Annotated in this window: 12 protein-coding genes; all 12 read left to right on the plus strand. The window is 61.2% G+C overall.

Translation table 11 applies throughout. The features are described 5' to 3' along the window. Nucleotides 1–149: 149 nt before the first annotated feature. The 12 genes from AC13RM_RS18890 (at nt 150) to AC13RM_RS18945 (ending at nt 12,485) form a co-directional block, all read left to right on the plus strand. Entirely contained in the window at nt 150–677 is a 528-nt protein-coding gene (locus AC13RM_RS18890) for a protease inhibitor Inh/omp19 family protein (RefSeq protein ID WP_113231665.1), read from the plus strand. Nucleotides 678–742: 65 nt separating this feature from the next. Next, entirely contained in the window at nt 743–1,906 is a 1,164-nt protein-coding gene (gene zapE / locus AC13RM_RS18895) for a cell division protein ZapE (protein ID WP_374822883.1), read from the plus strand. Nucleotides 1,907–2,086: 180 nt separating this feature from the next. Next, nucleotides 2,087–3,049 (plus strand): malate dehydrogenase, encoded by a 963-nt coding sequence (gene mdh / locus AC13RM_RS18900; protein ID WP_015341411.1) that lies wholly within the window; start codon nt 2,087–2,089, stop codon nt 3,047–3,049. Nucleotides 3,050–3,076: 27 nt separating this feature from the next. Continuing rightward, on the plus strand, nt 3,077–4,270 hold the full coding sequence (gene sucC, locus AC13RM_RS18905; protein ID WP_374822880.1) for an ADP-forming succinate--CoA ligase subunit beta: 1,194 nt from the start codon (nt 3,077–3,079) through the stop codon (nt 4,268–4,270). Nucleotides 4,271–4,275: 5 nt separating this feature from the next. Beyond that, on the plus strand, nt 4,276–4,767 hold the full coding sequence (locus AC13RM_RS18910) for a DUF1579 family protein (RefSeq protein ID WP_285176724.1): 492 nt from the start codon (nt 4,276–4,278) through the stop codon (nt 4,765–4,767). Nucleotides 4,768–4,779: 12 nt separating this feature from the next. After that, nucleotides 4,780–5,682, plus strand: coding sequence for a succinate--CoA ligase subunit alpha (gene sucD, locus AC13RM_RS18915; protein WP_077471929.1), 903 nt, complete (start codon nt 4,780–4,782; stop codon nt 5,680–5,682). Between the two features lie 175 nt (nt 5,683–5,857). Then, the gene (locus AC13RM_RS18920) at nt 5,858–8,842 is read left to right on the plus strand and encodes a 2-oxoglutarate dehydrogenase E1 component (protein WP_374822875.1); all 2,985 of its coding nucleotides are present in this window, start codon (nt 5,858–5,860) and stop codon (nt 8,840–8,842) included. A gap of 11 nt (nt 8,843–8,853) precedes the next feature. Beyond that, the gene (locus tag AC13RM_RS18925) at nt 8,854–9,174 is read left to right on the plus strand and encodes a YciI family protein (protein WP_285176725.1); all 321 of its coding nucleotides are present in this window, start codon (nt 8,854–8,856) and stop codon (nt 9,172–9,174) included. Between the two features lie 31 nt (nt 9,175–9,205). Then, on the plus strand, nt 9,206–10,444 hold the full coding sequence (gene odhB / locus AC13RM_RS18930) for a 2-oxoglutarate dehydrogenase complex dihydrolipoyllysine-residue succinyltransferase (RefSeq protein WP_113231528.1): 1,239 nt from the start codon (nt 9,206–9,208) through the stop codon (nt 10,442–10,444). Between the two features lie 15 nt (nt 10,445–10,459). After that, a complete protein-coding gene (locus tag AC13RM_RS18935; RefSeq protein WP_374822871.1) occupies nt 10,460–11,209 on the plus strand; it encodes a DUF4241 domain-containing protein in 750 nt (249 codons plus the stop codon). A 2-nt stretch (nt 11,210–11,211) separates the two neighbouring features. Next, complete coding sequence (locus AC13RM_RS18940) at nt 11,212–11,733, plus strand: hypothetical protein (RefSeq protein WP_374822868.1); 522 nt, start codon at nt 11,212–11,214, stop codon at nt 11,731–11,733. Beyond that, entirely contained in the window at nt 11,733–12,485 is a 753-nt protein-coding gene (locus AC13RM_RS18945; RefSeq protein WP_374822931.1) for an SDR family oxidoreductase, read from the plus strand. The genes AC13RM_RS18940 and AC13RM_RS18945 overlap by 1 nt, the downstream gene beginning before the upstream one ends. Nucleotides 12,486–12,489: the final 4 nt, after the last annotated feature.

Below are 12,489 nucleotides of genomic sequence, written 5' to 3' on the forward strand. Positions count from 1 at the left end.
TTGAAACCACCCGATTCTTGTCCAGCTATCGCCTACGGCAATTTGTAGCGGTATCGACTTGATTAACCAAAGTGAAATACGATAATTCGGACATCATTAAATATCACTTTGCCGATGTCAGCGGTGGACAATCATTTAGGAGTGTGATGATGCAGTTTAGATATGCAGTGACGGCTGCGGCGATTGGTCTGTCGCTTGCCGGTTGCCAGCGCACGGCATACAACAACGACAGTTATTCTTCTCCGCCGCCACTGCAGGCTCAGCCTGTTCCTTCCGTACAATCCAGCCAGCTTCCGCCCGCAGGCGCCGGCAACGGTTCGCAGTTTCCTGCCGCTCCCGCGAGCGCGCCGAATGCGGCCAATCCAGCGCAGCAGCAGGCGATGGCGGCTTCGGCCATGGATGTCACGAAGGAATCGATGGTCGGCAGCTGGAAGGTGAGCAACGGCGGATCGAGCTGCGACATGTTCCTGACGCTGACCAACCTCGGCAGCGGCTCGCGCGGCGGCACGCGCGGCTGCGCGGGCGAACTCACCTCGATGGGGTCGTGGGAAGTCTCCGGCAAGCAGGTTCTCCTGAAGAATCGTGACGGTTCGACGATCGGTACGGTCTACAAGACGGCCGATTCGCGTTTTGACGGTTCGACTGCCTCCGGCCAGCCGCTCAGCCTCAGCCGATAAGCTTATTTTGAAAGGGGCAGCACCTTTCGGGTGCGCCCTTGTTTTGCACAGGCGGATATTTCCCCATGCAGCCCATGCCAGATTATTCGATCAGCGTCTGCGAACAGCTGAAGGCGCTGACGGCGTCCGGATCCCTCCAGGTGGATTCGGCGCAGATGGATGTGGCGAAAATGCTGGATCGGGTGCTTGCCGATCTCAAGCGCAAGCGGCCCGCCGCGAAATCCAGCGCGCTCGGCTGGATGTTTGCCGCGCGCAAGAAATCGGCCGAGACGATCAAGGGCCTCTATATTCACGGCAGCGTCGGCCGCGGCAAGACCATGTTGATGGATATGTTCTTCGCGATGGCGCCCTGCCCGAAGAAGCGCCGGGCGCATTTTTTCGAGTTCATGAACGATGTGCACAACCGGATCGCGGCGCAGCGGCTGAAATTCAAGAACGGCGAGACAAAGCAGACCGACCCCATACCGCCTGTTGCCGCCGATCTCTACGCCGAAGCCGAACTGCTTTGCTTCGACGAATTCACGGTCACCGACATTGCCGACGCGATGATCTTGTCGCGGCTGTTTTCCGAGCTGTTTTCGCTCGGCTGCGTGCTGATCGCCACCTCGAATGTCGAGCCGGACAATCTTTATCGCGACGGGCTCAATCGTGGCCTTTTCCTGCCCTTCATCGATCTCCTCAAGAAGCATGTCGATGTGGTGACGCTGGATTCGCCGACCGATTACCGCATGGAGAAGCTGAACAGCCAGCCCGTATATCTGACACCGCTCGATCAGCGCACCGACATGGCGATGGATGCATCCTGGATGCAGGCGCTGCACGGGCGCAAGGCGCAACCGGCGGAGATCCCGATGAAGGGGCGCTCCATCCACGTCCCGCTCGCCGTCGACCGCATGGCGCGCTTTTCTTTCGCCGATCTTTGCGAGGCGCCGCTCGGGCCTTCCGATTTCCTCGCCATTGCCGAACGCTTCGATACGATCTTCCTCGATCGCGTGCCGAAGCTCGGCCCGGACAAGCGCAATCAGACGAAGCGTTTCATCATTCTGATCGACACGCTTTACGACCATAATATCCGCCTTTACGTCTCCGCGGCCGCCATGCCGGAAGACCTGCTCGATGAGCGGCGAGGGACTGAGGGTTTCGAATTCGACCGCACGGCATCGCGGCTTTTCGAGATGCGGAGCGCCGAATATCTCGCGCAGACTCCGGCCCGGCGCGCCGCCGAGTAACAAATCGGTGACAGAGTACCTTACGTTTACGTAAGAATTTTTCGATCTAACCGATTGAAATTCCTGATCTCAAAATAATCAATTGCCAATTTCGACCTTTGGGTCTATGCGATTGGCGGCTATTGTGGATGCCTGTCACGGTGTCCCGCCACGGATTTTGATCGCAAAGGATACACCGAAATGGCGCGCAACAAGATCGCACTTATTGGTTCTGGCATGATTGGTGGCACGCTGGCGCATCTCGCCGGCCTGAAGGAACTGGGCGACATCGTCCTGTTCGACATCGCGGACGGCATTCCTCAGGGCAAGGGTCTCGACATCGCCCAGTCCTCTCCCGTCGAGGGCTTCGACGCCAACCTCACCGGCGCCAGCGACTATTCCGCGATCGAAGGCGCTGACGTCTGCATCGTCACCGCAGGCGTTCCCCGCAAGCCGGGTATGAGCCGCGACGATCTCCTCGGCATCAACCTCAAGGTCATGGAGCAGGTCGGCGCCGGCATCAAGAAGTACGCCCCGAACGCTTTCGTGATCTGCATCACCAATCCGCTCGACGCCATGGTCTGGGCGCTGCAGAAGTTCTCGGGCCTGCCGACCAATAAGGTCGTCGGCATGGCTGGCGTGCTCGATAGCTCGCGCTTCCGCCTCTTCCTCGCCAAAGAATTCAACGTATCGGTCGAAGACGTCACGGCTTTCGTTCTCGGCGGCCACGGCGACTCGATGGTTCCGCTCGCCCGCTACTCCACCGTTGCCGGCATCCCGCTGACGGACCTCGTCACCATGGGCTGGCTCACTGCCGAGCGCCTCGAAGAAATCATCCAGCGCACCCGTGACGGCGGCGCCGAGATCGTCGGTCTGCTGAAGACCGGTTCCGCTTACTACGCCCCGGCCGCTTCCGCCATCGCGATGGCCGAATCCTACCTCAAGGACAAGAAGCGCGTTCTGCCTTGCGCCGCTCACCTCGATGGTCAGTACGGCGTCAAGGACATGTATGTCGGCGTTCCCACTGTCATCGGTGCCGGCGGCATCGAGCGCGTCATCGAGATTGACCTGAACAAGGCCGAAAAGGAAGCCTTCGACAAGTCGGTCGCAGCCGTTGCCGGCCTCTGCGAAGCCTGCGCCACCATCGCACCGTCGCTGAAATAATCTAGCCGTTCCAACAGGGATAGACCCATGAACATTCATGAATACCAGGCCAAGGCGCTGTTGAAGAGCTATGGCGCACCCGTCGCGGACGGCGTTGCCATCTTCTCCGCCGATGAAGCCGCTGCCGCTGCCAAACAGCTTCCGGGCCCGCTTTACGTCGTGAAGAGCCAGATTCACGCTGGCGGCCGCGGCAAGGGCAAGTTCAAGGAACTCGGCCCGGACGCCAAGGGCGGCGTTCGCCTCGCCAAGTCCGTTGACGATGTTGTCGCCAACGCCAAGGACATGCTCGGCAACACGCTGGTGACCAAGCAGACCGGCCCGGCCGGCAAGCAGGTCAACCGCCTCTACATCGAAGACGGCGCCGACATCGACCGCGAACTCTATCTCTCGATCCTGGTCGACCGTTCCGTCGGTCAGGTCGCTTTCGTCGTTTCGACCGAAGGCGGCATGGACATCGAGACTGTTGCGCACGACACGCCGGAAAAGATCATCACCGTCGCCATCGACCCGTCGACGGGCGTGACGGCTGCCGACACGGCTGCTCTTTCCGACGCGCTGAAGCTCGAGGGTGCTGCCCGCGAAGACGCTGCCAAGCTCTTCCCGATCCTCTACAAGGCCTTCGTCGAAAAGGACATGGCGCTCCTCGAAGTCAACCCGCTGATCGTCATGACCAACGGCCGCCTTCGCGTTCTCGACGCCAAGGTTTCCTTCGATGGCAACGCGCTCTTCCGTCATGAAGACATCCGCGCGCTGCGCGACACGACCGAAGAAGACGAGAAGGAAATCCAGGCCCACGAATATGATCTCGCCTATGTCGCCCTCGACGGCAACATCGGCTGCATGGTCAACGGCGCCGGTCTCGCCATGGCAACCATGGACATCATCAAGCTCTACGGCGCTGAGCCGGCGAACTTCCTCGATGTCGGCGGTGGCGCCACCAAGGAAAAGGTTACGGCCGCCTTCAAGATCATCACCGCCGATCCGGCCGTCCAGGGCATTCTGGTCAACATCTTCGGCGGCATCATGAAGTGCGATGTCATTGCCGAAGGCGTGCTCGCAGCCGTCAAGGAAGTCGGTCTGAAGGTTCCGCTCGTCGTGCGCCTTGAAGGCACCAATGTCGAGCTCGGCAAGAAGATCATCAACGAATCCGGTCTCAACGTCATCTCCGCAGATGACCTGGACGATGCCGCCCAGAAGATCGTGAAGGCAGTCAAGGGCTGATCGGGATGGCTGCTTCCTTCGCTCCAACGGCTGCTCATCTCCGCCTCGGTGCCTTTGCCGGCACCTGGGAAGGGGAAGAGCATGTCGCGGCTTCGGCCTGGACGAAGGAAGGCATGGCAACCGCGCGCCTCACGGCCGAGTGTCTGTTCGGCGGTTTTTTCGTCGAACAGCGCTACGTGCAGACGCGGGACGGCAGCACGTCGTTCGAAGCCCGGAACATTCTCGGCTTCGACGCTGCCGATCAGGCCTACAAGCTCTATCAGTTCGATACGGTGGGTTTCGTGCCTGCCGCGCCGGCTTCCGGCGAATGGATCGACGACAAGCTTGTCCTGACCAAGGTCTCGCCGCGCGGTCAGCAACGCACTCTCTTCCAGTTCGAAAATGAAGACTGCTACCGTATGGGCGTCACGTTCTCGCCCGCCGGCAGCGATACATGGCAGGAGGTCGTCAGTGGCTCATATCGCCGCGTTGCCTCCGCGTCTTCCAACCTCTCGTAACAAAGGCCTCGCATGTCTATTCTCATCAACAAAGACACCAAGGTTCTGGTTCAGGGCCTGACCGGCAAGACCGGTACCTTCCATACCGAACAGGCTCTTGCCTATCACGGCACCAAGATGGTCGGCGGTATCCACCCTTCCAAGGGCGGTGAAACCTGGACCGGCAAGGACGGTGAAAAGCTGCCGATCTTCAAGTCCGTCGCCGAAGGCAAGGATGCCACCGGCGCCAACGCCTCGGTCATCTACGTGCCGCCGGCAGGCGCTGCAGCTGCGATTCTCGAAGCGATCGACGCAGAGATCCCGCTGATCGTCTGCATCACGGAAGGCATTCCGGTCGCTGACATGGTCAAGGTCAAGGATCGTCTCATCAAGTCGAAGTCGCGCCTGATCGGACCGAACTGCCCGGGCGTTCTCACCCCGAACGAATGCAAGATCGGCATCATGCCGGGCTCCATCTTCAAGAAGGGCTCCGTCGGCGTTCTCTCGCGTTCCGGCACGCTGACTTATGAAGCCGTGTTCCAGACCACCAATGAGGGCCTCGGCCAGACGACCGCTGTCGGCATCGGTGGCGACCCGGTCAAGGGCACCGAATTCATCGACATCCTGGAAATGTTCCTCGCCGACGACGAAACCAAGTCGATCATCATGATCGGCGAAATCGGCGGTTCGGCTGAAGAAGAAGCCGCGCAGTTCCTCAAGGACGAAGCCAAGAAGGGCCGCAAGAAGCCGATGGTCGGCTTCATCGCCGGCCGCACGGCACCTCCCGGCCGCACCATGGGCCATGCGGGCGCCGTGATTTCCGGCGGCAAGGGCGGCGCGGAAGACAAGATTGCAGCGATGGAAGCCGCAGGCATCCGCGTGTCGCCGTCGCCGGCGCGTCTCGGCAAGACGCTGGTGGAAGTCCTGAAGGGCTGAGCCTACCTATAGCAAGGCCGGACGGGGCGGTAGTCGCCTTGTCCCGTCCGGTTTAGACATTCGTAAGTGCATAGCTGCGGCCTTCATGGCTGTGAACGAAATACGGTCGCCGGGGACCCGAAAACCGGCAATGCAAACAAGTTGGGAGACGGGCGAGAGCGCCCGCAGATTCACCATGGCAAGGCAAGAAGCCAACGAGCAATTTCAGATCACCTCGTTCCTGGATGGCGCCAATGCTGCCTATATCGAGCAGCTCTACGCGCGCTACGAGGACGATCCTTCATCGGTTTCCGACGAATGGCGGTCTTTCTTCAAGGCGCTCGAGGATAGTCCCGACGATGTGAAGAAGGCAGCGAAGGGCGCCTCCTGGAAGCGCAAGAACTGGCCGATCCCGGCCAAGGGCGATCTGGTTTCCGCGCTCGATGGCGACTGGGGCGTGGTTGAAAAGGTCATCGAAACAAAGCTGAAGGCGAAGGCGGAAACTGCCGGTACGCCGGCGAGCGCGACCGACGTCCTGCAGGCGACGCGCGACAGCGTCCGCGCCATCATGATGATCCGCGCCTATCGCATGCGCGGCCACCTGCACGCCAAGCTTGACCCGCTCGGCATCGCCGCACCGGTCGAAGACTACAAGGAACTGTCGCCGGAAGCCTACGGCTTTACCGAGGCCGACCTCGACCGCAAGATCTTCATCGACAACGTGCTCGGCCTCGAATTCGCAACCATTCGCGAGATGATCGAGATTCTCGAGCGCACCTACTGCTCCACCCTCGGCGTCGAGTTCATGCACATCTCCAATCCGGAGGAAAAGGCATGGATTCAGGAACGCATCGAAGGGCCGGACAAGGGAATCGCTTTCAATCCCGAACGTAAGAAGGCCATCCTGCAGAAGGTCATCGAAGCCGAAGGCTACGAGCAGTTCCTCGACGTCAAGTTCAAGGGCACCAAGCGTTTCGGCCTCGACGGCGGTGAATCGCTGATCCCGGCGCTCGAACAGATCCTGAAAAGCGGCAGCCAGCTCGGTCTCCGCGAAGCCGTCTTCGGCATGGCCCATCGCGGCCGCCTGAACGTGCTGTCCCAGGTCATGGGCAAGCCGCACCGTGCCATCTTCCACGAGTTCAAGGGCGGTTCCTATGCGCCGGACGAAGTCGAAGGTTCGGGCGACGTGAAGTACCATCTCGGTGCCTCTTCGGACCGTGATTTCGACGGCGCCAAGGTACACGTCTCGTTGACGGCAAACCCGTCACATCTGGAAATCGTCAATCCGGTGGTCATGGGCAAGGCCCGCGCCAAGCAGGACATGGGCGCCACCCAGTGGGATGGCGACATCATCCCGCTTTCCGAGCGTGCCAAGGTCGTGCCACTGTTGATCCATGGTGACGCGGCTTTCGCCGGCCAGGGCGTCGTTGCCGAAATCCTCGGCCTTTCCGGTCTGCGCGGCCACCGTGTAGCCGGCACCATGCACGTCATCATCAACAACCAGATCGGCTTCACTACCAATCCGGCCTTCTCGCGCTCGTCGCCCTATCCGTCCGACGTCGCCAAGATGATCGAGGCGCCGATCTTCCACGTCAACGGCGACGATCCGGAAGCGGTCGTCTATGCGGCGAAGATCGCGACCGAATTCCGCATGAAGTTCCACAAGCCCGTTGTGGTCGACCTCTTCTGCTACCGCCGCTACGGCCACAATGAAGGCGATGAGCCGTCCTTCACGCAGCCGAACATGTACAAGGTCATCCGTGCCCACAAGACGGTGCTGCAGATCTATTCGCAGCGGCTGATCAGTGAAGGCGTGCTGACCGAAGGCGAAGTCGAGAAGATGAAGGCCGATTGGCGCGCCCACCTTGAGCAGGAGTTCGAGGCCGGCCAGTCCTATAAGCCGAACAAGGCCGACTGGCTTGACGGCGAGTGGTCCGGCCTGCACACGGCCGACAATGCCGACGAGCAGCGCCGCGGCAAGACCGCCGTTCCGATGAAGTCGCTGAAGGAGATCGGCCGCAAGCTGTCGGAAATCCCGGCCGGCTTCCATGCGCACCGCACCATTCAGCGCTTCATGGAAAATCGCGCCAACATGGTGCAGACGGGCGAAGGCATCGATTGGGCCATGGCGGAAGCCCTGGCATTCGGTTCGCTCGTCGTCGAAGGCCATAAGATCCGCCTGTCCGGTCAGGATTGCGAACGCGGCACCTTCTCGCAGCGTCATTCGGTACTCTACGATCAGGAAACCGAAGAGCGCTATATCCCGCTCGCCAATCTCTCGCCGACTCAGGCCCGCTACGAAGTCATTAACTCGATGCTCTCGGAAGAAGCCGTTCTCGGCTTCGAATACGGTTATTCGCTCGCCCGTCCGAACGCGCTAACCCTCTGGGAAGCCCAGTTCGGCGACTTCGCCAACGGCGCACAGGTCGTGTTCGACCAGTTCATCTCGTCGGGCGAACGCAAGTGGCTGCGCATGTCCGGCCTCGTCTGCCTGCTGCCGCATGGCTACGAAGGTCAAGGTCCGGAACACTCTTCGGCCCGTCTGGAACGTTATCTGCAGCTCTGCGCCGAAGACAACATGCAGGTCGCCAACGTCACGACGCCGGCGAACTACTTCCATATCCTGCGCCGTCAGCTGAAGCGCGACTTCCGCAAGCCGCTGATCCTGATGACGCCGAAGTCGCTGCTGCGCCACAAGCGCGCCGTATCGACCCTGGCGGAGATGGCCGGCGAAAGCTCCTTCCATCGCCTGCTTTGGGATGATGCGGAGCTGATCAAGGACAGCCCGATCAAGCTGCAGAAGGACAACAAGATCCGTCGCGTCGTCATCTGCTCGGGCAAGGTCTATTACGATCTGCTGGAAGAGCGCGAGAAGCGCGGTATCGACGACATCTACCTGCTGCGCATCGAACAGCTCTATCCGTTCCCGGCCAAGGCGCTCATCAACGAGCTCAGCCGCTTCCGCAATGCGGAGATGGTCTGGTGCCAGGAAGAGCCGAAGAACATGGGCGCATGGTCCTTTATCGATCCGTATCTGGAATGGGTGCTTGCCCATATCGATGCCAAGTACCAGCGCGTTCGCTACACCGGCCGTCCGGCCGCCGCCTCTCCGGCGACGGGCCTGATGTCCAAGCATCTGTCGCAGCTTGCGGCGTTCCTCGAGGACGCGCTCGGCGGTTAAGGGGTTGCGCGATGGCCTATTTCCATCTGAAACTTGTGCCGCCGCGCCCTAGCTTTCCGCATGACGGCACAGAGGAGGAGATGGCCGCCATGCAGCAGCACGCAGCCTATTGGCGAAAACATGCGAGTGCCGGGACGGCAATTGTCGTCGGCCCGGTCTTCGCGGCCGATGGTGCTTTCGGCGTGGCTATCGTCGATGTGGAGCATGCCGATGCCGCCAAGTCGCTTGGCGATGCCGATCCCGTCCTTCTCGCCGGGCTCGGTTTCCGTATCGAAATCTCGCCGATGCCCTCACTCATTCTCCGGCCGTCCGTCGCCGGTAATTCTATCTAAGTCATAACGACGAAAAATCAGGATCTGAACAATGGCCACTGAAATCCGCGTTCCTACCCTCGGCGAATCCGTCAGCGAAGCGACCGTCGGTACCTGGTTCAAGAAGGTCGGCGATGCCATCAAGGCCGATGAGCCGCTTCTCGAACTCGAAACCGACAAAGTGACGATCGAAGTTCCGGCGCCGGCTGCCGGCACGCTTTCCGAAATCGTTGTCCAGGCCGGCGAGACCGTAGGTCTTGGCGCGCTGCTCGGCCAGATCTCCGCCGGCAACGGCGCCGCCGCCGCTCCGGCACAAGCTGCCGCACCTGCTGCTGCTCCGGCCCCTGCAGCTGCTGCGCCGGTTGCCGCCCCCGCCGTTTCCGCTCCGGCTTCCTCCATGCCGCCGGCACCGGCTGCCGGTAAGCTGCTTGCTGAAAACAATCTCTCCGCCGATCAGGTCGAAGGCAGCGGCAAGCGCGGCCAGGTCCTGAAGGGCGATGTCATCGCCGCTGTCGCCAAGGCTGCGTCGGCTCCCGCTGCTGCACCGGCAGCACCCGTTGCCGCTCGCGCTCCGACGGCCGTTGAGGACGTCAGTCGCGAAGAGCGCGTCAAGATGACCCGCCTGCGCCAGACGATCGCCAAGCGCCTCAAGGATGCGCAGAACACCGCCGCCATGCTCACCACCTATAACGAGGTGGACATGAAGGCCGTCATGGACCTGCGCAACAAGTACAAGGACGTCTTCGAGAAGAAGCATGGCGTGAAGCTCGGCTTCATGGGCTTCTTCACCAAGGCCGTTACCCACGCGCTGAAGGAACTGCCGGCTGTCAACGCCGAGATCGACGGCACCGACATCATCTACAAGAACTACTGCCATGTCGGCATGGCTGTCGGCACCGACAAGGGCCTTGTCGTTCCCGTGATCCGCGACGCCGACCAGATGTCGATCGCGGAAGTCGAGAAGGAGCTTGGCCGTCTGGCGAAGGCTGCTCGCGACGGTTCGCTGGCGATGGCCGACATGCAGGGCGGCACCTTCACCATTACCAATGGCGGCGTCTATGGTTCGCTGATGTCCTCGCCGATCCTGAATGCGCCGCAGTCGGGCATTCTCGGCATGCACAAGATCCAGGAGCGTCCGGTCGCCATCGGCGGCCAGGTCGTCATCCGCCCGATGATGTATCTGGCGCTCTCCTACGATCACCGCATCGTCGACGGCAAGGAAGCGGTGACCTTCCTCGTGCGCGTCAAGGAAAGCCTGGAAGATCCGGAACGTCTCGTTCTCGATCTCTAACGGGAGCGTTGGATCATGTCGACATGGCCCATGCGGACGCTGCGCGGATTGCTATGCGCCGTCGCCGCATGGGTGCCATCGTCCGCCAATGCGGGTGAGCTCGACATTTCCAAGCTCAGCAGCAATCTCGATTTGGCGTCGCTTGGCGACGCCGATCTTACCGCCCGCTCGATCAATGTCCTGCGCATCGGCAAGGTGGAACTGACCTCCGGGCGCATCGTCGCCAGCGACCCGCTCGTCGGGCCTGACCGAGCGGCATTTTCCCGCACCGTTTCTCCCGGCGATTATCCCGTCACCTTGTATCAGGCCTTCGGTCGCATCGCTGCGGCCAGCATACGTTTTGCCGAGGGCAAGCCGGTGCGCTGGGAACTGGCGGTGGTACCCGACCAGGATATCAATTCGCTGAAGAATGACGAATTCTTCGGCTATCCGGTCGATGCCGGTCTCGGCTGCTACATGGATGCCGATACCTTCGCATTGATCCAGGAGCGCGAAAACAAGATCCGGCTGGAAAAAGCGTCGTCGGATATCAACTACTATGACGATGTTCTGGCGTCCGAGCTGCAGCCAAATAACGATGACTACGTCTTACATCGGCCGATATCGGGCAAGCGCGGCAACGTCGCCATCTTCTCGAGCGGTTGGGGTGATGGATTCTATCCGGTGTTTTGGGGGCTGGATGCTGCCGGCAGGCCGCTGGTTCTGCTCACCGATTTCGGTGTGATCGAGAATGCCGACGGCCGGCGCGAGCCGGGAGGAGGCTGAGCATGCCGGCCGAAAGCACGATGGCGCGACTGGCTTCGATGCCTTGGATAATGTTGGCTTGTGCGGTCAATCCCGTGCCTGTCTGTGCGGAAGAATGCGTGCAGGAAAAGGCTGTCTATGTCGATATGGACAATGCCTATGAGCTGCGCTTCGAGCCCATGGAAGCGGACTCGTCGGTCAGCAACAGGTTCAAGCTCACAGTGCGCAACACCAATATCGTGGCCGATGGGATCGTGATGCGCACGGACGACCATCTGCGCGCCGATGGACGGATCATGTTCGAATGTCCTGAAGGGGATGTAACCGGGGCCGACCTTAGGGCCTGCACGGTCTGGCAGGGCATGGTCTATGCCTCGGATCTAAAAGGTCATATCCGCGCCCTGCCGGCGGAAGGCGAGAGTGCAGCGGATCGGCTTTTCCTGCCGGCGCTCGGTCCCTCGATCCAGAAATCGTCCCTCTGGGGCAAGGGCAAGGCGACCGTCGCGCCCTGGGATGTCCTTAGTCTGAAAGGATGCAATCAATGATCGGCGATGCACCTGTTCTTCTCGTGACCGGCGGCAGCCGCGGCATCGGTGCTGCCATTTGCCTGGCGGCCGCCCAGCACGGCTGGGCCGTGGCGGTCAATTATGCGTCCAACAAGGATGCGGCCGAGGCCGTGGTGGGGACGATCGTTGACGCCGGCGGCGAGGCGATCGCGATCGCCGGCGATGTCGGTAAGCCCGAGGATATCAAATCCATCTTCGCCAAGGTCGACACGCATTTCGGCCGCATCGACGGGCTCGTCAACAATGCCGGCATCGTCAATGTCATCCAGCGCCTGGATGAAATGACGCCAGAACGGATCGACCGCATGTTCCGCATCAACGTCACGGGTTCGATGCTGGCGGCGGCTGAAGCTGTGCGCCGCATGTCGACCCGGCATGGCGGCAAGGGCGGAGTGATCGTCAACCTCTCCTCCATGGCCGCCACGCTCGGCGGCGGCGGACAATATGTCGATTATGCCGCCTCCAAGGGCGCGATCGATACGTTCACTGTGGGGCTTGCTCGCGAGGTGGCGGCGGAAGGCATTCGGGTCAATGCCGTCCGACCGGGAATCATCGATACCGATATCCACGCTGCCGCCGGGCTGCCGGACCGGGCTCGTGATACCGCACCGCAGCTGCCGATGAAACGAGCGGGAACGGCCGACGAGGTCGCTGACGCCATCCTCTACCTTTTGAGCCCGCACGCATCCTATATAACGGGTGCCGTGCTCGACGTGAGCGGCGGTCGCTGATCGG

Source organism: Martinezella sp. CNPSo 3732, from assembly GCF_057784515.1.